The 26,380-nt window shown below is 60.4% G+C and carries 26 protein-coding genes; 14 read left to right on the forward strand and 12 right to left on the reverse strand.

The window, feature by feature from the left end:
* The first annotated feature begins 516 nt into the window (after nt 1–516).
* On the forward strand, nt 517–1,230 hold the full coding sequence (locus ACYZTK_RS22200) for a response regulator (RefSeq protein WP_462011786.1): 714 nt from the start codon (nt 517–519) through the stop codon (nt 1,228–1,230).
* A complete protein-coding gene (locus ACYZTK_RS22205; protein ID WP_462011787.1) occupies nt 1,227–2,846 on the forward strand; it encodes an ATP-binding protein in 1,620 nt (539 codons plus the stop codon). Before ACYZTK_RS22200 ends, ACYZTK_RS22205 begins: the two co-directional genes overlap by 4 nt.
* 30 nt (nt 2,847–2,876) lie before the next feature.
* On the opposite strand, the gene ACYZTK_RS22210 is transcribed toward ACYZTK_RS22205, so the two are convergent.
* Complete coding sequence (locus ACYZTK_RS22210) at nt 2,877–3,602, reverse strand: 4'-phosphopantetheinyl transferase family protein (RefSeq protein ID WP_462011788.1); 726 nt, start codon at nt 3,600–3,602, stop codon at nt 2,877–2,879.
* Between the two features lie 107 nt (nt 3,603–3,709).
* Nucleotides 3,710–4,501: a dienelactone hydrolase family protein gene (locus ACYZTK_RS22215; RefSeq protein WP_462011789.1), complete on the reverse strand. Its 792-nt coding sequence runs from the start codon at nt 4,499–4,501 to the stop codon at nt 3,710–3,712.
* 147 nt (nt 4,502–4,648) lie between these two features.
* Between ACYZTK_RS22215 and ACYZTK_RS22220 the strand changes: the two genes are divergently transcribed.
* The 3 genes from ACYZTK_RS22220 (at nt 4,649) to ACYZTK_RS22230 (ending at nt 7,386) form a co-directional block, all read left to right on the forward strand.
* Nucleotides 4,649–5,251: a hypothetical protein gene (locus ACYZTK_RS22220; protein WP_462011790.1), complete on the forward strand. Its 603-nt coding sequence runs from the start codon at nt 4,649–4,651 to the stop codon at nt 5,249–5,251.
* Between the two features lie 114 nt (nt 5,252–5,365).
* Nucleotides 5,366–6,043, forward strand: coding sequence for a response regulator (locus ACYZTK_RS22225; protein ID WP_462011791.1), 678 nt, complete (start codon nt 5,366–5,368; stop codon nt 6,041–6,043).
* Nucleotides 6,040–7,386: an ATP-binding protein gene (locus tag ACYZTK_RS22230; RefSeq protein WP_462011792.1), complete on the forward strand. Its 1,347-nt coding sequence runs from the start codon at nt 6,040–6,042 to the stop codon at nt 7,384–7,386. The genes ACYZTK_RS22225 and ACYZTK_RS22230 overlap by 4 nt, the downstream gene beginning before the upstream one ends.
* 4 nt (nt 7,387–7,390) lie before the next feature.
* Here the strand turns inward: ACYZTK_RS22230 and ACYZTK_RS22235 are convergent, their stop codons facing one another.
* Nucleotides 7,391–8,389 carry an AraC family transcriptional regulator gene (locus tag ACYZTK_RS22235; protein ID WP_462014951.1) on the reverse strand — a complete coding sequence of 333 codons (999 nt, stop codon included), beginning with the start codon at nt 8,387–8,389 and terminating at the stop codon, nt 7,391–7,393.
* A 339-nt stretch (nt 8,390–8,728) separates the two neighbouring features.
* On the opposite strand from ACYZTK_RS22235, the gene ACYZTK_RS22240 reads away from it, so the two are divergent.
* Together ACYZTK_RS22240 and ACYZTK_RS22245 are read left to right on the forward strand one after the other, a co-directional pair.
* Nucleotides 8,729–10,063 (forward strand): dicarboxylate/amino acid:cation symporter, encoded by a 1,335-nt coding sequence (locus ACYZTK_RS22240; RefSeq protein WP_462011793.1) that lies wholly within the window; start codon nt 8,729–8,731, stop codon nt 10,061–10,063.
* Between the two features lie 143 nt (nt 10,064–10,206).
* A complete protein-coding gene (locus ACYZTK_RS22245) occupies nt 10,207–11,388 on the forward strand; it encodes a CaiB/BaiF CoA transferase family protein (RefSeq protein ID WP_462011794.1) in 1,182 nt (393 codons plus the stop codon).
* A gap of 120 nt (nt 11,389–11,508) precedes the next feature.
* Here ACYZTK_RS22245 and ACYZTK_RS22250 read toward each other — a convergent pair whose 3' ends face one another.
* Together ACYZTK_RS22250 and ACYZTK_RS22255 are read right to left on the reverse strand one after the other, a co-directional pair.
* Entirely contained in the window at nt 11,509–12,003 is a 495-nt protein-coding gene (locus ACYZTK_RS22250; protein WP_462011795.1) for a SprT family zinc-dependent metalloprotease, read from the reverse strand.
* A 153-nt stretch (nt 12,004–12,156) separates the two neighbouring features.
* Nucleotides 12,157–12,759, reverse strand: a complete 603-nt coding sequence (locus tag ACYZTK_RS22255) for a Yip1 family protein (protein WP_462011796.1) — start codon at nt 12,757–12,759, stop codon at nt 12,157–12,159.
* 269 nt (nt 12,760–13,028) lie between these two features.
* Here ACYZTK_RS22255 and ttcA point away from each other — a divergent pair, with 269 nt between their 5' ends.
* Both ttcA and ACYZTK_RS22265 read left to right on the forward strand, forming a co-directional pair.
* Complete coding sequence (gene ttcA / locus ACYZTK_RS22260) at nt 13,029–13,853, forward strand: tRNA 2-thiocytidine(32) synthetase TtcA (RefSeq protein ID WP_462011797.1); 825 nt, start codon at nt 13,029–13,031, stop codon at nt 13,851–13,853.
* A 33-nt stretch (nt 13,854–13,886) separates the two neighbouring features.
* Nucleotides 13,887–14,561 (forward strand): DNA-3-methyladenine glycosylase I, encoded by a 675-nt coding sequence (locus ACYZTK_RS22265; protein WP_462011798.1) that lies wholly within the window; start codon nt 13,887–13,889, stop codon nt 14,559–14,561.
* Nucleotides 14,562–14,709: 148 nt separating this feature from the next.
* Here the strand turns inward: ACYZTK_RS22265 and ACYZTK_RS22270 are convergent, their stop codons facing one another.
* From ACYZTK_RS22270 to arsC, 3 genes are read right to left on the reverse strand one after another with little or no spacing between them, the layout of a single operon-like run.
* The gene (locus ACYZTK_RS22270) at nt 14,710–15,120 is read right to left on the reverse strand and encodes a DUF2069 domain-containing protein (RefSeq protein WP_462011799.1); all 411 of its coding nucleotides are present in this window, start codon (nt 15,118–15,120) and stop codon (nt 14,710–14,712) included.
* 1 nt (nt 15,121) lies between these two features.
* Nucleotides 15,122–15,718, reverse strand: a complete 597-nt coding sequence (gene wrbA, locus ACYZTK_RS22275) for an NAD(P)H:quinone oxidoreductase (RefSeq protein WP_462011800.1) — start codon at nt 15,716–15,718, stop codon at nt 15,122–15,124.
* Nucleotides 15,715–16,068: an arsenate reductase (glutaredoxin) gene (gene arsC, locus ACYZTK_RS22280; RefSeq protein WP_462011801.1), complete on the reverse strand. Its 354-nt coding sequence runs from the start codon at nt 16,066–16,068 to the stop codon at nt 15,715–15,717. The genes wrbA and arsC overlap by 4 nt, the downstream gene beginning before the upstream one ends.
* Before the next feature lie 114 nt (nt 16,069–16,182).
* Between arsC and ACYZTK_RS22285 the strand changes: the two genes are divergently transcribed.
* A complete protein-coding gene (locus ACYZTK_RS22285) occupies nt 16,183–16,650 on the forward strand; it encodes a redoxin domain-containing protein (protein WP_462011802.1) in 468 nt (155 codons plus the stop codon).
* Between the two features lie 83 nt (nt 16,651–16,733).
* On the opposite strand, the gene ACYZTK_RS22290 is transcribed toward ACYZTK_RS22285, so the two are convergent.
* The 4 genes from ACYZTK_RS22290 to ACYZTK_RS22305 form a co-directional block, all read right to left on the reverse strand.
* Nucleotides 16,734–17,138: an META domain-containing protein gene (locus ACYZTK_RS22290; RefSeq protein ID WP_462011803.1), complete on the reverse strand. Its 405-nt coding sequence runs from the start codon at nt 17,136–17,138 to the stop codon at nt 16,734–16,736.
* Nucleotides 17,138–17,572, reverse strand: a complete 435-nt coding sequence (locus ACYZTK_RS22295) for a hypothetical protein (protein WP_462011804.1) — start codon at nt 17,570–17,572, stop codon at nt 17,138–17,140. Before ACYZTK_RS22295 ends, ACYZTK_RS22290 begins: the two co-directional genes overlap by 1 nt.
* Nucleotides 17,573–17,649: 77 nt before the next feature.
* The gene (locus tag ACYZTK_RS22300) at nt 17,650–18,642 is read right to left on the reverse strand and encodes a 2-hydroxyacid dehydrogenase (RefSeq protein WP_462011805.1); all 993 of its coding nucleotides are present in this window, start codon (nt 18,640–18,642) and stop codon (nt 17,650–17,652) included.
* Nucleotides 18,643–18,693: 51 nt separating this feature from the next.
* On the reverse strand, nt 18,694–21,447 hold the full coding sequence (locus ACYZTK_RS22305; protein WP_462011806.1) for a response regulator: 2,754 nt from the start codon (nt 21,445–21,447) through the stop codon (nt 18,694–18,696).
* 217 nt (nt 21,448–21,664) lie between these two features.
* On the opposite strand from ACYZTK_RS22305, the gene ACYZTK_RS22310 reads away from it, so the two are divergent.
* The 4 genes from ACYZTK_RS22310 to rlmD all read left to right on the forward strand — a co-directional run bounded on the left by ACYZTK_RS22310 (nt 21,665) and on the right by rlmD (nt 26,315).
* Entirely contained in the window at nt 21,665–22,387 is a 723-nt protein-coding gene (locus ACYZTK_RS22310; RefSeq protein ID WP_462011807.1) for a response regulator transcription factor, read from the forward strand.
* Nucleotides 22,374–23,798 (forward strand): histidine kinase sensor domain-containing protein, encoded by a 1,425-nt coding sequence (locus ACYZTK_RS22315; protein WP_462011808.1) that lies wholly within the window; start codon nt 22,374–22,376, stop codon nt 23,796–23,798. Before ACYZTK_RS22310 ends, ACYZTK_RS22315 begins: the two co-directional genes overlap by 14 nt.
* A 214-nt stretch (nt 23,799–24,012) precedes the next feature.
* Nucleotides 24,013–24,915, forward strand: coding sequence for a cysteine synthase CysM (cysM, locus tag ACYZTK_RS22320; protein ID WP_462011809.1), 903 nt, complete (start codon nt 24,013–24,015; stop codon nt 24,913–24,915).
* Nucleotides 24,915–26,315: a 23S rRNA (uracil(1939)-C(5))-methyltransferase RlmD gene (rlmD, locus tag ACYZTK_RS22325; RefSeq protein WP_462011810.1), complete on the forward strand. Its 1,401-nt coding sequence runs from the start codon at nt 24,915–24,917 to the stop codon at nt 26,313–26,315. The genes cysM and rlmD overlap by 1 nt, the downstream gene beginning before the upstream one ends.
* Nucleotides 26,316–26,380: the final 65 nt, after the last annotated feature.

Consider the following 26,380-nt stretch of genomic DNA (forward strand, 5'->3'; position numbering starts at 1 on the left):
TACCGCTTTCGCCGTTTTCGGTCCAAAAACAGTAGCCATCCGCTTGCGCGGTCTGGTCTTTCATAAATAGGTAAAAATCAACCAGGCAGAGGCAATTAAAGCGCTTGAATTTGATGTCCGGTTTGTGTTTGGTTTTTTCTGCAAAACCCTACATGTAGGGTTTTTTTTTGCGTCGAGCTACAAGATAGTGCGTTTTGGAGGGTGTTGCAACGTACTACCTGTGGATAAACCTGTGCGTATATTGTGGGTGAAACCCGGAACGTGCGTGTAGCCCGCGACCCTGCTGGAGTAGACCGTTTGTCATGGTTTTTTGCCGGTCTAAAACAGCCGGGTGGTTTTTTAAGGGCGCGAACCCTACCACAAAAAATGGTCATATCCGAACGCATTTGCCAGCTTGTGTTCTCGGTGGCCGCCGTTTATACAATCGGCCTGGACACACGCATTATTATCCTCCCCACTCATTACAAAAGACGGGCGGATCCTTCCTTATCAGCGTTTCGGCAAGCAGAGGTCACCGTGGAGCAAGAAGCCTGGCAGGTATTGATTGTGGAGGACGACCAGCGTCTGGCCGAACTGACCCGCGATTACCTGGAAGCCAATGGCCTGTGCGTCTCGATCGAGGGCGATGGCGCACTGGCCGCAGCGCGCATCATCAACGAGCAGCCTGACCTGGTGATTCTCGACTTGATGCTCCCCGGCGAAGACGGCTTGAGCATCTGCCGCAAGGTCCGCCAGCGTTACGAGGGGCCGATCCTGATGCTCACTGCCCGCACTGACGACACCGACCAGATCCTCGGCCTGGACCTGGGGGCGGATGACTATGTATGCAAACCGGTGCGCCCACGGCTGTTGCTGGCACGTATCCAGGCGTTGCTGCGACGTAGCGAAGCGCCTGAAGTGGCCCCGGAAAAACAGCGACGCCTGCAGTTCGGCCCGCTGGTGGTCGACAACGCGCTGCGCGAAGCCTGGCTGCGTGACGCCAGCATCGAGCTGACCAGTGCCGAGTTCGATCTGCTGTGGCTGCTGGTGGACAACGCCGGGCGCATCCTGTCCCGGGAAGAGATTTTCACCGCCCTGCGCGGCATCGGCTATGACGGCCAGGACCGCTCCATCGACGTGCGTATCTCGCGCATCCGCCCGAAAATCGGCGACGACCCGGACCATCCTCGTTTGATCAAGACCATCCGCAGCAAAGGTTATCTGTTCGTTCCGGAAGCCTGCACCCTGTGAACTCGATCTTCCTGCGCATCTATGGCGGCATGTGTGCGGCGCTAATCCTGGTGGCGGTGCTCGGCGTCCTCGCCCTGAACCTGCTCAACCAGGTGCGCAGCGAGCAGTACCGTGAGCGCCTGGCACACGGCACGTTCTCGCTGATGGCCGACAACCTGCAACCGATGAACGAGACTGAGCGCCACCGGGCCTTGCTGGTGTGGGAGCGCCTGCTGGGAATTCCGCTCACGCTGAAGACATTCGCCCAGACCGACCTCGACCTCACTCAACGTACTCGCGTGCTGCGCGGGCAGGCGCTGGTGGAGCAGACCGGGCCGCATGCGGCGATGGTGTACCGGTTGGTCAGCGCCAAGGAACAGGTGGTATTGACCGGGGAGGTGCAGCAGATCAGCGAGCAGCTGGCCCGGGCGACCATTTACCTGCTGGCCGACGAACTGGTGCGCGTTCCGGTCGCCGACCAGCCCAAGCGGCTGGCGCAACTGAAGGAAGACAAGGGTTTTGGTTTCGACTTGCGCCTGGTCACGGTCGATGAAGCGGACATGGATGAGGATCAGAGCCGCCGGGTGGCCGAGGGCGATACGGTAATGGCGCTGGGCAAGGGCGGTGACTCTATCCGGGTGTTTGCCGGCATGGTCGGCACCCCGTGGGTGCTGGAGATCGGTCCGCTGTATCAGATGAACCCTTATCCGCCGGAGTGGCTGGTGTTGATCGCGGCCCTGGGGCTGAGCCTGATCGGCCTGATCGTCTATTTGCTGGTGCGTCAGCTGGAACGCCGCTTGCTCGGGCTGGAAGCTGCGGCCACCCGCATCGCCAAGGGCAGCCTGGAAACCCGGGTGCCTGCCCGCGGCGCGGACTCGGTAGGGCGTCTGGCGTCCGCGTTCAACGGCATGGCCGAGCACTTGCAGCAGTTGCTGGCGATTCAGCGCGAACTGGTTCGCGCGGTCTCCCACGAGCTGCGCACTCCGGTCGCGCGCCTGCGGTTCGGCCTGGAAATGATCGGCTCGGCCACCACTCCCCAGGCGCTGCAAAAGTACTGTGAAGGCATGGACCACGACATCGAGGATCTCGACAAGCTGGTGGATGAGATGCTCACCTACGCGCGCCTTGAGCAGGGTTCGCCGGCCCTGAATTTTCAGCGCATCGACCTGGATGCACTGGTCAATCAGGTGATTGAAGAACTGGCGCCGCTGCGGGCTGGGGTCACGGTGCAGCGGGGGCTATGCCTGTCAGCCGCCGATTGCGATGACGCCTGGGTCGAGGCCGAACCGCGTTACCTGCACCGGGCACTGCAGAACCTCGTGAGCAACGCCATGCGTCATGCCACGTCGAGAGTCACCGTCAGCTACCAAGTGGGTCAGCAGCGGTGCCGGATTGATGTCGAGGATGACGGCCCGGGTGTGCCGGAGATTGCCTGGGAAAGAATTTTCACCCCGTTTCTGCGCCTCGACGACAGTCGTACGCGGGCGTCGGGCGGGCACGGACTGGGCTTGTCAATCGTGCGGCGCATCATCCATTGGCACGATGGGCGCGCGCTGATCGGCAAAAGCAAAAGCCTGGGCGGCGCCTGTTTCAGCCTGAGCTGGCCGCGAAACCAGGAGAAACGCCAACACTTGTAGCGGCCTGCGTCGGTTTTTTGGAGTGTGTCTTCAAGCCTTGATGCTGACCAGGCTTAACAGCTGTCCATCCATCACTGCAAACTGTGCTTCCAGCTCCGAGCCATTGCGCCATTCACTGGACAGATCCGTTAGCAAGCGCAAGCGAATTTCACCGCGCTCGTTCCATTCCAGCACTTCAGCATGCTCAAAGTAAAACCGCTGCTGCACGATCGGATACAGCGCCTTGAACAGGCTTTCCTTTACCGAGAACGTAAGTGTCACCAGCAGCGCCAACTGCTCTCGACGACCTGCGGCCATGCGCTTCAACTCCGCTGCCGTGAGAATCTCCGCTGCCAGGCGTTCGGCTCGTTCCGGATTGAGGATGTTTTCCAGGTCCATCCCCAATCCGCGCCAATGGTTTTTTTTTGCAACGATTGCTGCAGCCCGACCGGTGCTATGGGTGATCGAACCGCTGATGTGTGCGGGCCACACCGGCGCCCGGTCTGCGCCAATCTCCGGGCTGAAATCCAGCCCGTCCAGTTGCTGCAGCGCGCCTCGGGCACAGAGCCGTCCGGCAAGAAACTCCGCCTGGCGTTTGGCGACTGAGCGCTGGATGCTTGCAGGTGCGGCGATGGCACTGCGTTGAAAGTCATCGCTGGCTAGCAAAGTGCTATCGAAGTGAGTGCTCAGCAGCACGGTATCGGGCAGCGCAAACGGCAGCGGCCAACGAGCGTCGAGCGGAGTGCAGCAGGCGGGCAGGGCGGGGGAGAAATTCATGTCTGGCATTTTGCCGGGTTGCCTCCTGGCTGGGTAGGGTCGTTGCTGCTTTGGCTGTCCTGTGACGAGGGATCAGCCCCGCCACAGTAACTTTGCTCAGAGTTGATTCAGGAAAAGATCTTCTTCAGGAACGCCTGCATGTCCGCCCAGGATTTCTCGTCCGCCGCCTTGTTGTAACCGATGTCCGGCCCGCCATGCTCGCCGTGGCCCAGTCGATCCGCATCAGGGTTGCTGAAGCCGTGCTTGGCGCCGTTGAGGCTGACAAAGCGATAGTCCGCGCCGGCCTTATCCATTTCCGCCTTGAACGCCGCGACGTTTTCGGGGGTGACCATGCTGTCCATTGCCCCATGCTCAACCAGGATTTTCGCCTTCACACTGCCGGGCGCAGCCGGCGTTTTAGTCGCCAGCGCACCGTGGAAGCTCACCACGCCCGCCAGCGGCAACTCTTGGCGCGCGGCATTAAGCACCACGGCGCCACCAAAGCAATAACCAATGGCCGCAAGTTTGTCAGGATCGGTCTGCGGTTGTTGTTTCAGCAGGTCAAGTCCCGACTGAAAGCGCGCACTCGCCGCCGAACTGTCCTTCATGGCGGCTTGCATGAAGGCCATGGCGTCTTTCGGGTGCTCGGTATTTTTGCCGTCGCCGTACATGTCGATAGCCAGCGCGCTGTAGCCCAGGCCCGCAAGGTCACGGGCACGACGCTTGGCGTAGTCATTGAGCCCCCACCATTCATGCACCACCACAATCCCCGGGCGTGGGCCCTTTATCGCGTCGTCGTAGGCGTAATAACCGATCAGCTTGGTGCCGTCGGCGCTCTGGTAGGGAATTTCCCGGGTCTGGATTGCCGCCTGGCTGAGTCCGCTCAAGGCGATTAATACGAGGGCTAGAAACACACGCATGGTTGGATCTCCCACAGTCAGTCATCGAAAAGGGTCGGTTGGATCTGGTTCAGCCCAGGTTCAGAAGGCGTTCAGGGGGAGTTCAGGGCGCGCTGGGTAATCTTCTCCCATACCCAACACGCACATAACAACACAAGGAAACACCCAATGACTGGATTCAAAAAACTGCTGCTGGCTATCACCGTCCTGGGCGCTAGTACTGTTGCCGGGGCCGCTGAAGAAAATTTTGCCAGCCTTACTCTTGGACAGACCAGCGACAAGGTCAATAAGTCCCGCCTGTTGAGTGACAACCTCAATCATCCGAACACCAACGGCGTGATTGATAAGAACGGCACCTGGGGCGTCAGGCTCGGTCGACAAAACAATGATGGCCGTATTTACGCTACTTACGACTATGTGTCGGACTCCCATAGCGGTATCAAAATTCGCCATGAAAACCTCTTGGGCAGCTACGATAAGTTTTTCCCTGTGGGTGACACTACCAAACTGTTCGCCGGCGCTACCCTTGGCTTGACCAAAATGACCCAGGAGTCCAGCGGTTTCAGCCGCGACAGCGACATCGGCTACGCCTTGGGCGGACAGGTGGGAGTTCTGCAACAGGTTTCGAAAAACACTTCGCTTGAACTGGGGTATCGTTACCTGCGCAGCAATGCCAGCACCGAGATGAGGGAACGCAGTGGCAGCAAACAGGGTTCGCTGAACATGATCAGCAGCGCCCAGACATATCTGGCCGCCAACTACGCTTTCTAACATGCGTTCTCAGACGGGCCTGCGCCGATCTCTTCACCGGGATCATCCAGGCCCGTTAGCCCTCGAGGTGCACTTTAGTGCCCCTGGAGATTTTGGTTTTCTAGGGAGTCTGCAATGAAGTTGCTGGTTGTCGAAGATGAAGCACTGTTGCGTCATCACCTGCAAACCCGCCTCACGGACAGTGGTCATGTGGTGCAGTCCGTGGCCAACGCCGAAGAGGCGCTGTACCAGGCCGAGCAATTCAACCATGACCTGGCAGTGATCGACCTTGGCCTGCCAGGAATGGGCGGGCTTGACCTGATCCGTCAGTTGCGTTCACAGGGTAAGGTCTTTCCCATCCTCATTCTTACAGCGCGCGGAAATTGGCAGGATAAAGTCGAAGGGCTTGCCGCCGGCGCCGATGATTATGTGGTCAAGCCATTCCAGTTCGAAGAGTTGGACGCCCGGCTCAATGCCTTGTTGCGCCGCTCCAGCGGCTTCACCCAGTCAACTATCGTGGCCGGGCCCTTGCTGCTGGATCTGAATCGCAAACAGGCAACACTGGATGAGCAACCACTGGCGCTGACCGCGTACGAGTACCGCATTCTCGAATATTTGATGCGCCATCATCAGCAAGTTGTGCCGAAGGATCGCTTGATGGAGCAGCTCTACCCCGATGACGACGAGCGCGATCCGAATGTCATCGAAGTGCTGGTAGGCCGACTGCGCCGCAAACTCGAGGGGCCGGCTGGATTCAAGCCGATCGATACTGTACGTGGCCTCGGCTACCTGTTCACCGAGCGCTGCACTTGATTCGTTCGCTACGTGTTCGCTTGATGCTCGCTGCCACGACCCTGGCAGTGTTGTTCATGCTGGCATTACTGCCGGCGATGCAGGGCGCCTTCAGCCTGGCGCTTCAGGACTCCATCGAGCAGCGTCTGGCCTCGGATGTCACTACGCTGATCTCCGCAGCGCGGGTGGATGGCAACAACTTGCGGATGCCGGCGCAACTGCCCGATGAGCGATTTAACCTCACCGATGGCCGTCTGCTGGGCTATATCTACGATCGCGACGGTCATCTGGTCTGGCGCTCGAACGGTACCCAGGAAGAACATATCAATTACACGCCCCGTTACGACGGGCGCGGTAATGAATTCGCGAGGATTCGCGAGGCCAATGGCCAGGAATTCTTCGTCTACGACGTCGAGGTCAAACTGCTCGGCGGCAAAAGCGCAGCGTTCAGCATCGTCGCTTTGCAGCCGGTTCGTGAATATGAGGTGACCCTCGAGGGCTTGCGGGAAAATCTCTACCTGGGCTTCGGCGCCGCGTTGCTGGTGCTGCTGGCGTTGCTATGGATCGGCCTGACATGGGGTTTGCGCGCGTTGCGCCGGTTAAGCCAGGAGCTGGACGAAATCGAAGGTGGCACCCGGGAAAGCCTCAGTGAGCAGCACCCGCGTGAACTGCTGCGCCTCACCGGCTCTCTTAACCGCTTGCTGCACAGCGAACGAGAACAACGCAGTCGCTACCGTGATTCCCTGGACGACTTGGCCCACAGCCTGAAAACCCCCTTGACCGTTCTTCAAGGGGTTAGCGAGGACATGGCCCAGCGCCCCGAAAACCGCGATCAGGCGCGAGTGCTACAAAGTCAGATCGAGCGAATGAGCCAGCAGATCAGTTACCAGTTGCAACGGGCCAGCCTGCGCAAAAGTGGCCTGGTACGCCATCAGGTGCGCTTGCGCCCGGTGTTGCAAAGCCTGTGTGACACCTTGGACAAGGTGTATCGCGACAAGCGTGTGCAGGTGAGCTTCAACCTGCCCGAACCTTGTTATGTGCCGATCGAGCAGGGGGCGTTGCTGGAAATGTTGGGCAACCTGCTGGAAAACGCTTATCGGCTATGCCTGGGCGAGGTGCGGGTCAGCATGCGGGACTCGGTGGATGGCATCGAGCTGTGCGTCGAGGATGACGGTCCCGGTGTGCCGGCTGATCAACGCGCGCGGATTCTCCAGCGAGGAGAGCGTCTGGATCGTCAGCATCCGGGGCAAGGGATTGGATTGGCAGTGGTCAAGGATATCATCGAGAGCTACAGCGCGAAGCTGACCCTGGATGACTCGCCCATGGGCGGGGCGGCGTTCCGGATTCATTTTCCGCAGGCCTAGGGGTTCAGTTTTCCTGAGCCCGATAGGCCCCCGGTGTCAGTCCGGTCCACTTCTTGAACGCCCGGTGAAACGCCGAAGGCTCGGAAAACCCCAGTTGCTCGGCGATCTGCTGCAATGACAGATCGGTGCGGCTGAGGTGGTAGATCGCAATATCCCGCCGCAGTTGATCCTTCAGTCCCTGAAAACTCGAACCCTCTTCGCGCAAGTGCCTGCGCAAGGTCTGCGGGCTGATATTCAGATGCGCAGCCACCGCCTCCAAATCCAGCCAGCGCGAACTGTCGCGGCTGAGCAAACGCCGCAACTGGCTGCTCAGACTGTCGCCGTCATCGGGGCGAGCCAGCAGGTCGGCGGGTGAGCGCTCGAGAAAGTGCTTGAGGGTACGCTCGTCCTGCAGCAGCGGCATGTTCAGGTAGCGGCTGTGGAACAGCAGGCTGCTCTGCGCTGCGCCAAAAACCAGGGGACAGGAGAACAGCAGATCGTATTCGGCGCCATGTTCTGGGCGCAGATAACTGAAGGTCACCTGTTCCAGGCGGATGCGCTGGCCGATCAGCCAGCTGCTGAGGCGATGCCAGACCATCAACTGGCTTTCAGTGAGGAAATGGTCTGGATCCTGGAATTGCGAATCGTCCAGGCTCAGGCGGATCATTTCGTCTTCGCGGCTTATGGTCAGGCGCGGGCCGTCGGGGAACAGGCTATAAAATAATAAGCCGCGATGCAGAGCCTTATCCAGACTACGGCAGTGAATCAGCGCATGACACATCATCGCGAAACTGCCGGGTCGGCTGATCGTCGGTCCAAAACCCAGGTACTCGTCGTCCAGCGCGAGCCATAGAGCCTGGAGCAGTCGGGTGAACTGCTCGGGCGCAATCCTCGCTCGGGGCTCGTCGAGCAGCTCGGGGCTGATCCCCAGTTGCTGGAGCAGGCCCGAGTAATCGTACCCACGTCGACGAGCACCGCCGAGGGCGGCACGGGCGAAATGGCTGGCGATGGTGCGTTCGCGCATATGAAAGAAAGGTCCGTCCATTGAATGGCGGATAGTAGACACGGATGGGTCCCTCAACAAGGCGGATATCCGCCAAATTGTCGGACGTGACCTGGCAGATCGGCGGAAATCCGCCACATCTCTGCGGTGACCGCTGGTGATGAAAAACTTGTAAGGCTTGATGTCCAATGCCTAGCTGGCAATTTGGTGAAGGTGGCACGGGCCTTGCGATGCAACGTGCAGATGTCTGCCATCGCGCAGCTCGAAAAAACAAATCCCTCCAGTGCAGGAGGGTTCGCAATTCAGGTGTCATGGACAACAGATGGATGTTGTCAGCGGGCACTTTTGAGGAACTTTGCAATGACGACTCGTCAGCCACTGTACAAATCCCTGTATTTCCAGGTGATCGTTGCCATCGCCATCGGTATCCTGCTCGGTCACTTCTACCCGCAGACCGGCGTAGCCCTCAAGCCGCTGGGTGACGGGTTCATCAAACTGATCAAGATGATCATTGCCCCCATTATTTTCTGCACCGTCGTCAGCGGTATCGCTGGCATGCAGAACATGAAGTCGGTTGGCAAGACTGGCGGTTACGCGCTGCTGTACTTCGAAATCGTTTCGACCATCGCCCTGCTGGTTGGTCTGGTGGTGGTGAACATCGTGCAGCCAGGTAATGGTATGCACATCGATGTGACCACTCTGGATGCTTCCAAAGTTGCCCAGTATGTGGCGGCCGGTGCAGATCAGAGCATCGTTGGCTTCATCCTGAACGTAATCCCGTCCACCATCGTTGGCGCGTTCGCTACCGGTGACATCCTGCAAGTGCTGATGTTCTCGGTGATCTTCGGTTTCGCCCTGCATCGCCTGGGTGCCTACGGTAAGCCGCTGCTGGACTTCATCGATCGTTTTGCCCACGTCATGTTCAACATCATCAACATGATCATGAAGCTCGCGCCAATCGGTGCCTTCGGTGCCATGGCGTTCACCATCGGTGCCTACGGTGTGGGCTCGCTGGTGCAACTGGGTCAGCTGATGGCCTGCTTCTACATCACCTGCCTGCTGTTCATCCTGATCGTGCTCGGCGGTATCGCCCGCGCTCACGGCTTCAGCGTGCTGAAAGTGATTCGTTACATCCGTGAAGAGCTGCTGATCGTGCTGGGTACTTCTTCTTCGGAATCGGTACTGCCGCGCATGCTGATCAAGATGGAGCGTCTGGGTGCGAAGAAATCCGTGGTAGGTCTGGTAATTCCGACTGGCTACTCGTTCAACCTCGACGGTACCGCCATCTACCTGACCATGGCTGCGGTGTTCATTGCCCAGGCAACTGATACCCACATGGACATCAGTCACCAGATCACCCTGCTGGTGGTGTTGCTGCTGTCCTCCAAAGGCGCAGCTGGCGTAACCGGTAGTGGTTTCATCGTGCTGGCCGCCACCCTGTCTGCCGTCGGCCACCTGCCGGTTGCTGGCCTGGCGCTGATCCTCGGTATCGACCGCTTCATGTCCGAGGCCCGTGCCCTGACCAACCTGGTGGGTAATGCCGTCGCCACCCTGGTTGTGGCCAAGTGGGTCAAGGAGCTGGACGTCGACGTGATGCACGCTGAGCTGGCATCTGGCGGTCGTGGTATCTCCGACGAACGTGCCGAAGACGACCTCGGCGTAGCCGAAGGCCCGACCCCAAGCAACGTCAAGTAAGACTGTTGTAATGAGAAAACCCGCTGCGGCGGGTTTTTTCATGGGCGCGATTTGAGCGCAACGGTCACTACGGCTGATGTATCCGGTGATTGCTCCAATGCCAATGGCTGCCTAGGCTGGGAGGAACGCTCTGGAGGTATCACATGCCCGGTCCACTGGCTTCACTGAAGATTCTGGATTTCTCGACACTGCTACCGGGGCCGTTCGCCTCCCTGTTGCTGGCGGACATGGGCGCTGATGTCTTGCGCATCGAGTCGCCCACCCGCATGGACCTGTTGCGGGTGCTGCCGCCCCACGACCAGGGGGTGTCGGCCAGCCACGCGTACCTCAATCGCAACAAGCGCAGTCTGGCGCTGGACCTCAAGCAGCCCGAGGCGCTGGAAGTGGTCAAACAATTACTGCAAGACCACGACATCCTCCTGGAGCAATTTCGGCCAGGGGTGATGGAGCGCCTGGGCCTGGGTTATGAAGCCCTGAAGGCGATCAACCCGAAGCTGATCTATGTGTCGATCACCGGTTACGGCCAGACCGGGCCCTACAAGGACCGCGCCGGCCACGACATTAACTACCTCGCCCTGGCGGGACTGGCGAGCCATACCGGCCGGGCTGACAGTGGGCCGCTGCCGCTGGGCATGCAGGTGGCCGATATCGCGGGGGGTTCGCTACATGGAGTGATCGGCCTGCTGGCAGCGGTGATTGCGCGCCAGCAGACCGGGCAGGGGCAATATCTGGATGTGAGCATGACCGATTGCGCATTCACCCTGAATGCCATGGCGGGCGCCGGGTATCTGGCCTGTGGCGAGGAGCCGGCGCGGGAAAACCAGGTGCTCAATGGTGGCAGTTTTTACGACTACTACCGTTCACGTGACGGGCGGTGGTTATCGGTGGGCAGCCTGGAACCGGCGTTCATGAAGCAACTGTGCACTGCGCTGGGCTTGGAGGAGGCGGCAACACTGGGGTTGTCGCCGCACCCGGCGCATCAGAAAAAGCTCAAGGAGGCATTGAGGATCGAGTTCGAGAAACACGACTTTGCCGAGTTGAGCGCTTTGTTTGCCGAGCTTGATGCATGCGTCGAACCGGTGCTCAGCCTTGGCGAGGCAGTCAGGCATCCGCAACTGCAGGCGCGGCAAGTGGTGACGCAAGTGCCGCGCGGTGATGGTTCGACTCAGGCGCAGATGGCGTGCCCGCTTAAATTTTCCGAAGGCTTGCCTGAGCCCAGGCATATCGGTGCGGAGTTGGGGGCGCATACGGATGAGGTGTTGCGGGGGCTCGGGTTTAGCGCCGAGCGGATCGAAGAATTGCGCCGTGCCAAGGTAGTTGTGTAGTGATGATGAGGACGCTATCGCGAGCAGGCTCACTCCTACAATGGATATGTGCCGTTCACAGAATCCCTGTAGGAGTGAGCCTGCTCGCGATGGGGCCCGTGCTGCCACTGCAAATCTCGCCTACTCGACCCTCATCTCCCCACTGAACACCAGCGTACTCCTGCATCTGCGACACAAATACCGCCGTCCCTGCCGCACCAGCCCATGGCGCTGCGCCGAGAACGGGAAGTCACTGTCGGCGCACGGGCACTTGTAGATGTAGCGGGTAACGCTGCGGCGTTTGACGTCATAGGTGTGGCAGCGGTTGGGCGGCAGTTCGTACACCCCGCGCATGATCAGTTGCCACTCTTCGCCGTGAGGCTGAATGCGGTCGCCGAACAGCTGATGGGCAATCAGGTGCGCTACTTCATGAGCCACGGTCTGCTTGAGGAAGTCCTGCGCGTTCTCGCGATATAGCTGCGGATTGAAGCGCAGCAGGTTCTCGTGCAAATGCGCGACACCGGCTTTCTGACCGCGCAGCTTGAGGCTCACCACGGGGCGCTTGAATGGACGTTTGAAAAAGGATTCAGCGAGTTGGTAACAATCTTCGACGCGGGTGTTGAGTTGCTCGGGCATGCTTGATGGGTCTCCAGAGACGTCGAGTATGCCGCAACCCCGGGTACTTGCGAATCGTCCGGGCGCCGAATGGTCGTCGCGGCGGGTCATTCCCGGACATTAAGAGGCCGCCTCGCGGCGGCCTGTATTGGCAGATCTGGTTTTTATGTGCAGTCAGTTGGTGTAGACGGGCCCCACGCCCAGTCCCCAGACAATCACCGTGAATGCCATGATGGCCACCAGCACCACCAATCCTACGGCCAGTACCGAACTCGAAAACAAAAAGCCCTCATCCGATGGTATGTTCATGAACGTCGGCAGCCCGACATACAGCAGGTACACGGTGTAGCAAATGGCTGCGGTGCCGACGACCATCCCCAGCCACATGTGTGGATACAGCGCCGCCAGGCCACCAATGAACAGCGGAGTCGCGGTGTAGGTAGCAAATGCCACGCAGCGCGCCAGGCTCGGGTTGGCATCATAGGTGCGAGCCATCCAGTGTACGAAGGCGCCCATCACGGCTACGCCGCCGAGCATCGCCAGGTACGACATGATGGTCATCCACAGTGCGCTTTCCTGGGTCAGCATCACCGGAGCCCGACTGCCGATGACCCAGCCCACCTGGGTGGTGCCGATAAATGCCGACACAGCTGGAATCGCCGCGAGAATCAGGGTGTGAGTGAGATACATGTGGCTGATGCTTTCCTCCTGGTCGCCACGAATCTCCTTCCATTCTTGGTCAGGGTGGGTGAAGAGCCCCACTACGTGATGGATCATGCCAGTCACTCCTCTTGTTTTTACCATCGCCCCCCAGCGGAGCGCCTACGGGCCAAGGTGGCCAAGTAAGGGATAGGTCTGGATAGTCATGCGACCTTATGTCGCAGTATAGAAAGGACTTAACGGCGCAGGTGATAGGGCTTAGAGCAAATCGCGCTGTAAATGCCCGGCTTAATCGCGATGGGTTTGCGTCAGCAACGGGGTATTACGTGGTGGTTGGGTTTTTGCGTAAAATGCCGGCCTTTCGTCACATCTCACGGATTCGCGTCATGGGCACTCTTACGATCAACCAGAACAAACTGCAGAAGCGCATTCGCCGTCAGGCGGGTGAGGCTGTCGCCGATTTCAACATGATCGAGGATGGCGACAAGGTGATGGTCTGCCTGTCTGGCGGCAAAGACAGCTACACCATGCTTGATGTGCTGCTGCATTTGCAGAAGGTTGCGCCGATCAAGTTCGAGATCGTGGCCGTGAACATGGACCAGAAACAGCCCGGCTTCCCCGAGCATGTGTTGCCGGCCTATTTGAAAGCGTTGGGCGTCGAGTATCACATCGTCGTGAAAGACACCTACTCGGTGGTCAAGGAGTTGATCCCTGAGGGCAAGACCACCTGCTCGCTGTGCTCGCGCCTGCGCCGCGGCACGCTCTACACCTTTGCCGATGAAATCGGCGCTACCAAGATGGCCCTGGGTCATCACCGCGACGACATCGTCGAAACATTTTTTTTGAACATGTTCTTCAACGGCTCACTCAAAGCCATGCCGCCAAAACTGCGCTCCGATGATGGCCGCAACGTGGTCATCCGCCCACTGGCCTACTGCAACGAAAAAGACATTCAGGCCTACGCGGACTTCAAGCAATTCCCGATCATTCCGTGCAACCTCTGCGGCTCCCAGGAAAACCTGCAGCGTCAGGTGGTCAAGGACATGCTGCTGGAGTGGGAGCGCAAGACCCCGGGGCGCATCGAAGGCATTTTCCGCAGTCTGCAGAACGTGCTCCCGTCGCAACTGGCTGACCGTAATCTGTTTGATTTCACCAGCCTCAAGATTGATGAAACCGCCGCTTCGCGGTTCGTCAATGTCGTAAACCTCTAACAGGGGTTCTCATTTAAATCCTCAGGAGAGGGCATGCGCGATTACAAGTGGCTACACGAATACTGTCTGAACCGCTTCGGTTCGGCGGCTGAACTGGAAGCCCATCTGCCCGTTCCCAAGACACCCGCGCAATTGCGCAAGATCAGCGATGACCGCTACCTCTCGACCATGGCCCTGCGCGTGTTCCGCGCCGGGCTGAAGCACAGCCTGGTAGACGCGAAATGGCCGTCTTTCGAGGAAGTGTTTTTCAGGTTCGACCCGGAAAAAGTTGTGCTGATGAGCGCCGAACATCTGGAGCGTCTGATGCAGGATGCGCGGATCATCCGCCACCTGGGCAAACTCAAGAGTGTGCCGCGCAATGCGCAGTTCATCCTCGATGTCGCCCACGAACATGGCAGCTTTGGCGCGCTGATCGCCGATTGGCCGGTGTCCGATATCGTCGGGTTGTGGACCTTCCTGAAAAAGCGCGGCAGTCAGTTGGGCGGTTTGTCGGCGCCGCGATTCCTGCGGATGGTCGGCAAGGACACCTTTGTGCCGAGCTATGACGTGGTGGCGGGGTTGAATGCGCAGAAGATCGTCGACAAGGTGCCGACCAGTCAGCGGGATCTGGCGTTGGTGCAGGACGTGTTCAACCAGTGGCATGAACAGAGTGGCGGGCGGGCGATGAGCCAGATTTCGATGATGCTGGCTTATACCGTTAATCATTGAGCCCGAGGTGAATCCATCGCGGGCAAGCCTTGCTCCCACAAGCCTTGCTTCCACAGGCATTGCTCCTGCAGAAGGGGATTTGTGTTGTTCACACAACTCTGTGGGAGCAAGGCTTGCCCGCGATGGCGGTGTATCAGGCGACGGAGATTTAGCCTTCACCCGCCAACTTGCGATTCAACTGAAACCGCCACCGCACATACATCAGCGCCGAGCAGAACACCGCCAGACTAGCGCCCATTTCCAGCAAACCAAACAGCTGCCGGTTCGGGTCATAGGCCGCCAGTGCGCCTTTGATGAAGTACAGGTTCACCACAAAACACATCCACGAATGCCCACGGGCGCTGCCCATGATCATGCCCGGTGCCAGCAGCAACAGCGGCACCAGTTCGATCAGCATAATCACCCACGGTCGTGCGCCATGCAGATCGGCGATCAGCAGGTAATAAACACACAGCAAGCCCACCAGCCCCAGATAACACAGCAGGCTGATGGCTCGCATCGCCCGTACCCGCGGTTCGAGCCACTCAATGGACGGCAATACCTTCGGCTTTTTCGCCACGTCAGTTCCCCAGCTTTTGCGCGGTCTTCGCCAGGCGCAGGCCCAATGCCCGGCACAGGGCCACTTCGTGTTCGTTCAAGCCGCTCTTGCCATCCGCCCCGGCGTGGTGACTGGCGCCGTACGGCGTTCCTCCACCGCGGGTTTCCAGCAGCGCCGATTCGCTGTACGGCAACCCAGTGATCAGCATGCCGTGATGCAGCAACGGCAACATCATCGACAACAAGGTGGTTTCCTGGCCGCCATGCAGGCTGGCGGTCGAGGTGAACACCCCGGCCGGTTTGCCGACCAGGGCGCCGGTCAGCCACAGGTTGCTGGTGCCATCGAGAAAGTACTTGAGCGGCGCGGCCATGTTTCCAAATCGCGTCGGGCTGCCCAAGGCCAGGCCGGCGCAGTTTTTCAGGTCATCGAGGCTCGCATACAGCGCGCCTGCGTCCGGGATGTCGGGCGACACGGCTTCGCACTCGGTGGAAATCGCCGGAACCGTGCGCAGGCGCGCCTCCATTCCGGACTGCTCGACGCCGCGGGCAATCTGCCGGGCCATTTCATTGGTCGAGCCACTACGGCTGTAATACAGCACCAGAATGTACGGCGCGCTCACGGCAGCAACTCCAGCACGTTCTCCGGCGGACGACCGATCACCGCCTTGTCGCCGACTTCAAGAATCGGCCGCTCCATGAGTTTCGGGTGAGCCGCGATGGCAGCAATCAATTGCGCCTCGCTGAGGCTGCTATCGGCCAGGTTGAGGGTTTTGTATTCGTCCTCGCCGGTGCGCAGCAGTTGCCGGGCACCCAGCCCGAGCTTTTTCAGCAGGCTCTGGATTTGCGCGGCGTCCAGCGGCGTTTCCAGGTAGCGCACCACGGTAGGGGCCAGGCCACGGGCTTCAAGGAGTTCGAGCGCACCGCGGGATTTCGAGCAGCGCGGGTTGTGATAAAGCGTCAGATCGGTCATGTGCGGGTCGCATCTTGCGTAAGGTGACGGCTATTCTAACTGTGCAGCGCGGATTCCAGAACCTGGGGAGGCAATGGGCCGCGGCAGTATTCTTTTTTCGACAAGGATCACGACATGAACAGACGACTGGCAGCGGCACTGGCGATCATCGGCACATTGATGCTGGGGGGATGTGGCAACGATTACGGGATCGACCAGAACGGGCAAAAAGTGGCTGCCGAGCGTCTGGACAAACAATGGCTGGTACTTAACTACTGGGCCGAGTGGTGCGGGCCTTGCCGAACCGAGATTCCGGAACTGAATGCCCTGGCCGAGCAGCTCAAGGGCAGGAACATCGGAGTGTTCGGGGTCAACTTCGACAACGTGCAAGGTGAAGAGCTGAAAAGCGCCAGTGAGAAACTGGGGATCGGTTTCACCGTGCTGGCGCAGGATCCGGCCGAATTGTTCGAAGTGCCGCGCAGCGAGGCGTTGCCGGTGACGTACATCATCGATGACAAGGGCAAGGTGCGTGAGCAGTTGCTGGGTGAGCAGACGGCGGCGGGGGTGCTGGCGAAGCTGGAGGCGTTGCAGGCGAAAAATTGAGGGGGCTTTGAGAAAAAGATCGCAGCCTTCGGCAGCTCCTACAGTGTTCGGCTGCTGCCGAAGGCTGCGATCTTTTCTGAGGCTTAACCCTCTTCAAGCCACCAGCGCAGTGGCTTGCCTTGCGCCGGCCAGAAGCGCATCTGCTCGATCGGCGACACATCCCAGCGATGGACGTTTTCCAGGGCCTGGAGGAACCGCTGCTCCTGCTCCATCAACGCCGGCGCACAGAGTTTGCGAGTGCTGCCAACTTTACCGAAGCTCAGCTTGTCGCCTTCAAGGGTATACGGCGCGAACCAGTGGTTGCAGCCGCCATTGCCATAGGCGCGACCGTCTTCACCCAGAGTAATGGTCAGGTGGCTGTAATCCATCAAGGGACGTTCGCCAATCCACTCCAGAATATAGCTGCGATTCTGCTGCAGCTGCACGGGTTGAGCCGCGCAGCCCAGCAGGCCGGCGCTAACCAATGCGGTCAGGGCGAGGCGTTGCATCACGCAGGCTCCTGGCATTTCGGGCACAGATGCTTGTCAGCAACGCTGGTCCAACCCAGCTCGGCGATCCGCGCATTGGCCGCCGGTTTCTCAACCTTGTTGCCCAGCTTGGCGTCCACCGCGAACTCGAAACTCAGTTCCTTGGCGCAGCTGTCGCAATTGACTTTCCAGGTGTGTATCGCCAACTCGCCGAACACCGGCCCACTGGCCACCGCCACCCATTGGCCGGGAGGGTTGATCAGGTGGCGAACCGTTTCGACGGTCAGGCGCATGGACAGGTCCTTGGCGCCTTTGAGGGTCACGACCAGCACGTCATTGTTGCGAATCGAGCCGCCGTTGCCGGTGACCTGATAACGCCCCGGCACCAGGGCGCGGCATTCGGTGAGGGTGTGTTGCGGGTTCATCAGGGTATAGCGGAAATCGTGTTCGACCATGGGTCCTCCAAATATGCGCGGCATGCTAGCACGGACATCTGCTGATCATGCTGCGGGCGTTTGACCTTCGATCCGGTTCAACCTGCATTCACCTGGTTTTGCGGGGTTCCTGCGGCCCAGGCGGCAATATTCTGCAATGTAGTAGCGGCAATCGCCCCCAGAGCTTCGCGAGTCAGGAACCCCTGGTGCGCGGTGATGATCACGTTCGGAAAGGTCAGCAATCGCGCGAGCACGTCATCCTGCAGCGGCAGGTCGGAGCGGTCTTCGAAAAACAGCTGCGCCTCTTCCTCGTATACATCCAACCCCAGATAACCCAGCTGGCCGTCCTTCAGGGCGTCGATCAATGCCGGTGTGTCCACCAGGCCACCGCGCCCGGTGTTGATCAACATGGCGCCGGGTTGCATATGCGCCAGTGACGCCCGGTTGATCAGGTGTTTGCTCTGCTCGTTGAGCGGGCAGTGCAGGCTGATGATCTGCGACTGCGCGAGCAGTTCTGGCAAACTCAGGTAACGCGCACCCAGGGCTTCGACCTGCGGGTTGGGATAGGGGTCGAACGCCAATAACTGGCAGCCAAAGCCATGCATGATTTTTGCGAAGGTCGCGCCGATCTGCCCGGTGCCGACCACCCCGACCGTCTTGCCCACCAGGTCAAAACCGGTCAGGCCGTGCAGGCTGAAATCGCCTTCGCGAGTACGGTTGTAGGCCCGATGCAGACGGCGGTTGAGCGCCAGGATCAGCGCCACGGCATGCTCGGCCACGGCGTGCGGCGAATAGGCAGGAACGCGCACAATCGGTAGTCCAAGACGCTTGGCAGCCGCCAGGTCGACATGGTTATAACCCGCCGAGCGCAGCGCGATCAGGCGCGTTCCGCCGGCGACCAGGCGTTCGAGCACCGGGGCGCTGAGGTCATCATTGATGAAAGCGCACACCACCTCGTGATCTTCGGCCAGCGCCACGGTATCGATGCTCAGGCGCGCGGGTTGAAACTGCAGTTCGATATCGGCAGGGAGATCGGCGGCAAGGAAACTGTCGCGGTCGTAGGTCTGACTGCTGAATAGAATAGTACGCATGCAATCCTCCTTTGATAACCCTGTGTAGCAGCTTGCGAAGCCTGCGGTAGGTCACGCGTTTATTCGGGCCTGAGCCGCCAGGCGGTTGATTGCCCGATCGAGTTCTTCAAGGGCGCTATAGGCGCGCGGGTCCTGTTGCTTGAGCAGGGTTTCGCTGCGTTGGCAGGCGGCGCGCAACTGCGGCACGCCGCAGTAGCGGGTCGCGCCATGCAGACGATGGACGCGCTCGATCAGGGCGTTGTGGTCATCGATGTCGCGGGCAAACCGAATGGCTTCACGGTCGGCTTCCAGAGATGCCAGCAACATGGCCAGCATGTCCGCTGCCAGGTCCGCCTTACCGGCGGCCAGGCGCAGGCCTTCCTCGTGATCCAGTACCTGCAGCTCCGGGGCGCCGGCGTGCCGGTCACCGATACGTTCAGGGCCCTGATTGCGCAAGGCCAGGCCACTCCACTTCAACACCACCTGCGCCAGTTGCCGTTCGCTGATCGGTTTGGTCAGGTAGTCATCCATACCGCTCTGCAGCAGAGCGCGTTTTTCGTTGGCCATGGCGTGGGCGGTGAGGGCGACAATTGGCAGTGGTGTGCAATGCCGCTCGCTCTCCCATTGACGAATCGCTTCGGTGCTTTGGCGTCCGTCCATACCGGGCATTTGCACGTCCATCAGCACCAGGTCGAAGGTCTCGCTCTGCACCGCCTTGATTGCGGAATAACCACTTTCCACCGCCAGCACCTTGGCACCCATGTCTTCGAGCAGGGTTTGCACCAGCAGCAGGTTGGCCGGATTGTCGTCGACGCACAGCACTTTCGGCGCGCGGCTGGACAGCGGCTCGCCCGGCTCGTTGCGCATTTGACGCGGGTTGACCAGGTCGGACAAGGCCCGGCGCAACTTGCGTGTGCACGCCGGTTTGGCCTGAAGCTGGCTGTGGGGGTTGGGCACGGACAGGTGGAACAGTGTCTGTTCAGTGGTCGGGCACAGCACCAGCACTTTGCAGCCCAGATGCTCAAGGTCCCAGATGTGCTGGTTGAGACGCTCCGGCGGCATGTCGTTGCTGGTAATGCCCAGCACGGCCAGGTCGATCGCCTGATCGGTCTGGTGCACGCCGGTTACGCCATTGGTCAGGCTTTCCAGGGTGTTGAACGGCGTCACCGTGAGACCACAGTCTTCCAGTTGGTGCTGCAAGGCCTGACGTGCCAGTTCATGGTTCTCCAGTACCGCAACCCGACGTCCCAGCAGCGGCGGGCCGGGCAGATCCTCGGCGTCGTCGCGGGTCTTGGGCAGGCTCAGGCTGATCCAGAATTCCGAGCCTTCGCCAGGCGTGCTGTCGACGCCGATCTCGCCGCCCATCTGTTCGATCAGGCGCTTGGAAATCACCAGGCCCAGGCCGGTCCCGCCGGGTTGCCGGGACAGCGAATTGTCTGCCTGGCTGAATGCCTGAAACAGCGCGCGCACGTCCTGGCTCGACAGGCCGATGCCGGTGTCCTGGATGCTGATGCGCAATTGCACGCTGTCTTCGTGTTCGTCTTCAAGCATGGCGCGGGCGACGATGGTGCCTTCGCGGGTGAACTTGATCGCGTTGCTGACCAGGTTGGTCAGGATCTGCTTGAGTCGCAGCGGGTCACCCACCAGCGATAACGGCGTGTCGCGGTACACCAGGCTGACCAGCTCCAGCTGCTTGGCGTGCGCGGCGGGGGCGAGGATGGTCAAGGTATCCTGCAACAGGTCGCGCAGATTGAACGGAATGTGGTCGAGCACCAGCTTGCCGGCCTCGATTTTCGAGAAGTCGAGAATTTCGTTGATGATGCCCAGCAGGCTGTCGGCGGATTTTTCGATGGTGCCCAGGTAGTCGAGCTGGCGCGGGGTCAGCTCGCTTTTTTGCAGCAGGTGGGTGAAACCCAGGATGCCGTTGAGCGGGGTGCGGATTTCATGGCTCATGTTGGCCAGGAATTCGGACTTGATCCGGCTCGCTTCCAGGGCTTCCTTGCGCGCCAGGTCGAGCTCGATGTTCTGGATCTCGATGGTCTCCAGGTTCTGGCGCACATCCTCGGTGGCCTGGTCGACGCTGTGCTGCAATTCTTCCTGGGCATTCTGCAGGGTGCCGGCCATGCGGTTGATGCCGGAAGCCAGTTCGTCCAGTTCCTGGCTGCCGAGGGGCGGCAGGCGTGTTTCCAGGTGACCGTCCTTGAGTTGCGCCACGGCCTGCTTGATCTGGCCGATTGGCCGGTTGATCGTGCGGCCCATGCGCAACGCCAGCAGCGCCGCACCACCCAGACCGACGCCGATCAGCAGCAGGCTGGCGAACAGGCTGCGGTAGCCGCGCAGCAACATGCCGTTGTGGGACAGTTCGAGCTCTACCCAGCCGAGCAGTCGATCAGCCTCCTCGGGAATCAGGTCGCCCGCCAGGTTGCGATGCTTGCCGAATACCGGCAGCAAGTAACGTGTCGCGTCATTGCCACTGCGCCGCAGCAATTGCGAGCCGTCGCCCAAGGGCGCCTGATTGAGCATGGTCGGGCCGGCATGTGCCAGGGGCGTGCGGTCGGCGGCGAGGAAGGTGACGGCGCGAACGTCCTGTTGCTCCAGCGCCTGGGTAGCGATGCGTTCGAGCATTTCGTTGTTGTGGTGCCCCATGGCGGGGGCGACCAGAGGCGCCAACTGCTCGGCAATCATTTCGCCGCGCTGCATCAGCTGGGTTTGCAGGTCGGACTGCTGCATCCAGGTGAAATATCCACCCAGCACCAGGGCCATCAGGCTGGTCGGCAAAAGGGTCAGCAGCAATACGCGGCCTTTTATTCCCAGTTTCTTGAGCACGCATCTCTCCTGCATCCAGCGATTGAATGACCTGCGCTTACGTCCGGGTTCGCGCCACCTGCGCAGTGTAGCGATTTGCTTGCGGCCAATCGCCGTAAAAATTGTGCCGGTTGTTCGTCGGACGACGCGGCCTATCGAGGGGGCCGATGAACCTTGGGTTGCCCCTGGCGAGGCAATCTTGAATAATCAATCAACTGAGAATTATTTGCAGATACTCATGACTCCCATTTCAAGCGATTATCCACGCATCCTCTCCATCGAAGACGATTTGGTCCTCGGCGCCTATGTGCACGAGCATCTGGGCCGTAGCGGCTTTCAGGTGACCTGGTGCAAGAACGGCCAGGAGGGCCTGGACCTGGCGCGCGAACAACGCTTCGATGTAGTGCTGATGGATATCCTGCTGCCTGGGCTGGATGGCCTCCAGGCGCTGACCCAGTTGCGCGAGAGTCATTCGACCCCGGTGCTGCTGATGTCAGCGCTCGGGGCGGAAGCCGATCGCATCAGCGGCTTTCGGCTGGGTGCGGACGATTACCTGCCAAAGCCATTCAGCATGGCGGAATTACGGGTGCGCATCGAAGCGATACTGCGGCGGGTGGCGCTGGACCGCCGGCCAGCGCCGGTCGCTTGTGCGCCTGTGGTCGACAGTCTGCGCTTTGACGATGGCTGTTTCGACGTCTTCTACCGTGACCGGGCTGCGGGCCTGACACGCAGCGAGTACCGCCTGCTGGAAACCCTGAACCGCAATGGCGACGAAGTATTGAGCAAGGCCTTCCTTTATCAGCAGGTCCTGCAGCGCGGCTACGCGGCCCATGATCGCAGCCTGGACATGCACATCAGCCAGATCCGCCGCAAGCTCAAGGCCATCGACTACCTGGAGCGCGAAGTGCGCACGGTCTGGGGCAAAGGCTACGTATTGAGTATCGCCGATGAAGTGGTCTGACCTGCCGGGGCGGCATTCGCTGTTCTGGAAACTGGCCTTCATGCTGGTAGCGTTCTGTCTGCTGATGATCTGGCTGAGCTGGTCCTGGGGCCGCTACATGGAGCAGCGCAACCAGTTCCTTTCGGATGAAGCCCGGGGCACCTTGTCGCGCTATGCCGCCGAAGCCGAGCAAGCCTGGCAGCGGGGCCAGGAGACCGGCGTCGATCGCTGGTTGCAGGGTATGCGCGAGCTTGAGGCGGGGTGGGTCGGCGTCATCAGTGGTGACCTGCAGTCTTTAAGCAGCCAGGAGCTGACGGTCAAGGAAACCGAGCGCCTGACCTTCCTGCGCGGCCTAGACTGGCCCATTCACAAGAAAGGCCTGCCATGGCTGCGTGTGCCCTTTCCCGGCGACTCATCCGCCGGCAGCCTGGTCATCGAGTTGCCCCAGCGTTTTGTGCCGGGCCAATATCGGCTGTTCTGGCGCGTCATCACCAACGGGATCATCCCCGGGCTCTTCACGCTGCTGCTGTGCGTCGGGCTGTATCGCCTGCTGGTGGTGCCGCTGAACAATTTGCGTGAACAGGCCAACGCCTGGCGCGCCGATCAACTGGGCGTGCGCCTGTCGAGCCGCACCACCAACCGTCAGGATGAACTGGGCGAGTTGGGTCGGGCCTTCGATCACATGTCAGAACGGTTGCAGGGTACGGTCGCCCTGCAGCAGCAGCTGCTGCGCGACCTGTCCCACGAACTGCGCACGCCACTGAGCCGCCTGCGGGTGGCCAGCGAAAGCGAGGAGGGCCTGATGCAATTGCGCGAGCGCATCGGTCGCGAAGTGGACGGCATGCAGCGGTTGGTGGAGGACACTTTGCAACTGGCCTGGCTCGACACCGAACGCGCGCCCTTGCCCGACGAAGCGATCCAGGTCCAGGCGCTGTGGGAGATGCTCACGGAAAATGCCTGCTATGAGAGTTGCTGGCCGTCTGCGCAACTGGTCTGCACCGTGGATGCTTCCTGCTGGGTGCGCGGCAATCTCAACACCCTGGCCCAGGCGCTGGAAAACATCTTGCGCAATGCCATTCGTCACTCGCCCCAGGGTGGGGTAGTGACCCTGGGCGGTCGGCGTGACGGCGACTTCTGGCATTTGTGGCTGGAGGATGAGGGGGGTGGTGTGGCTGAAGCTGACCTCGAAAGGATCTTCTCGCCGTTCACCAGGCTCGACGGCTCGCGCCCGGGCAACGGCGGCTTTGGCCTGGGCCTGAGCATTGCGCGCAATGCGGTGCAGCGCCAGGGCGGAAGTATCTGGGCGCAGAACAGCGGGACGGGGTTGCGGATGAATATGCGGTTGGTGGCTGAAGGCGGTGGTGTTATTCCTGACGCCTTCGCGAGCAAGCCCGCTCCCACAGTGGACATGCGTCGCCCACAAATCATCTGAACAACACAAATCCCCTGTGGGAGCCGGCTTGCTGGCGAAGAGGCCATCCCTTCCGCAAGTGGAATGTCAGAATGCCTCTGATAAATGTCTCACCACTGGTGAGACTTTTATCTGCTTATTCCCACAAGCCATAAGCACCGCACTTTGCGTGATATGGCCTTTGCGGGTTTGCCGGTATGATGGGCGCCCCCGCAGTCTGGATTGCGAATACGCCATGACATTGCAGTACCCAACCATCGCCGATTGCGTCGGCAATACCCCGCTGGTTCGTTTGCAGCGCCTGCCTGGCGCCACCAGCAATACCCTTTTGCTCAAGCTGGAAGGGAACAACCCGGCGGGTTCGGTCAAGGACCGTCCTGCGCTGTCGATGATCACCCGTGCCGAATTGCGCGGGCAGATCCAGGCCGGCGATACGCTGATCGAGGCGACTTCCGGTAACACCGGGATTGCGCTGGCGATGGCTGCCGCAATCAAGGGTTACAAGATGATCCTGATCATGCCGGACAATTCCAGCGCCGAGCGCAAGGCCGCCATGACTGCCTACGGTGCCGAGCTGATTCTGGTGACCCAGGAAGAAGGCATGGAAGGCGCGCGTGATCTCGCCCAGCGCATGGAAGCCGAAGGCCGTGGCAAGGTGCTGGATCAGTTCGCCAACGGCGACAATCCTGAAGCGCACTACACCTCCACCGGCCCGGAAATCTGGCGCCAGACCGAAGGTACCATTACCCATTTCGTCAGCTCCATGGGCACCACCGGCACCATCATGGGCGTTTCGCGCTACTTGAAAGAGCAGAGCGAAAGCGTGCAGATCGTCGGTCTGCAACCCATGGAAGGCTCGGCCATTCCAGGCATCCGCCGCTGGCCTCAGGAATACCTGCCGAAGATCTACCAGGCTGATCGCGTGGACCGGATCGTCGACATGGCGCAAACAGAAGCCGAGGACGTAACCCGTCGTCTGGCCCGCGAAGAAGGCATCTTCTGCGGAGTGTCCTCGGGCGGTGCAGTGGCAGCGATGCTGCGCCTGTCCCAGGAAGTTGAAAACGCGGTGATCGTCGCGATCATCTGCGACCGTGGCGACCGTTACCTGTCGACCGGCATTTTCGACGCGCCCAACTGATGGCCAAGCACGAGAGAGGTCTGCGCTTCCAGCCGACTGGCGGCAGCAAGGCACCACAAATCCCCACCGGCAAGAAGCAGCGCCTGACCATCGAGCGCCTGGCCAACGACGGCCGTGGCATCGCGTTTTTCGAAGGCCGCACCTGGTTTGTCCTGGGCGCGCTGGCGGGTGAAGAAATTGAAGCACGGGTGCTCGGCACCCACGGCAAGGTGGTGGAGGCGCGTACCGAACGGGTGTTCCAGGCCAGTGAACTGCGCCGTCCCGCGCCTTGCCCGCACTTTGGGCGCTGCGGTGGCTGCAGCGTGCAGCACCTGCCCCATGGAGAGCAGCTTGCACTGAAACAACGCATGCTCGCCGAGCAATTATCCAAGGTCGCCGGTGTCGAACCTCAGGAGTGGGCAGCGCCATTGAGTGGTCCGGAATTCGGGTACCGCCGTCGCGCCCGAGTGGCGGTGCGGTGGGACATGAAAGCGAAGCAACTCGAAGTCGGTTTCCGTGCGGCCGGTAGTCAGGACATCGTTGCGATCAGCGAATGCCCGGTGCTGGTACAGCCCTTGCAACCGATCATGACGAGTTTGCCGCAAATGCTCCGGCGCTTGAGCAAGCCCAAGGAGCTGGGGCATGTGGAATTGTTCAGCGGCTCATCCCTGGCGGTACTGCTGCGGCACATGGCGCCGTTGTCCGAGGCCGACCTGACGATTCTCAAGGAATTCTGCGCTTTGCATGGCGCGCAATTGTGGCTGCAGGGTGAAGGCGAACCACAACCGGTCGACGCCGATCAATCCCTGGGTTATCGACTGGAACGCTGGGATCTGGAACTGGCCTACCGCCCGGGCGATTTCGTCCAGGTGAATGCTGGCGTCAATGAAGCCATGGTGGCCCAGGCGCTGGATTGGCTGAAACCGCAGCCGGATGATCGGGTACTCGATCTATTCTGCGGCCTTGGCAACTTTGCCCTGCCATTGGCCAAGGTCGTGCGCGAAGTGGTGGCGGTGGAAGGCGTGCAGACCATGGTCGAGCGTGCAGCCGCCAACGCAGCTGGCAACAATCTGCATAACACTCATTTTTTCCAGGCCGATTTATCCCAGCCTTTGACCGATGCCGAGTGGGCAGTCGAAGGCTTTTGTGCGGTACTCTTGGACCCACCGCGTGACGGTGCGTACGAGATCGTGCGCAAGCTCAAATCACTTGGCGCGCAGCGCCTGGTGTATGTGTCGTGCAACCCGGCGACGCTGGCGCGCGATACGGTCGAATTGATCAAGCAGGGCTACCGGTTAAAACGTGCCGGGATTCTCGATATGTTTCCTCAGACGGCACATGTCGAGGCCATGGCGTTATTTGAAGCGAGCCAGGATGGCTCGTCTGGTCCGACTGACCCGCCCGCACAGCGCTCGAATTAGCCCCACGAGTGTCTCCCGGCAATAAAGGTCAGCGATTTGACGCATTGAATCTGCGTCGTAGGGAA

Source organism: Pseudomonas sp. LB3P31, from assembly GCF_054897945.1.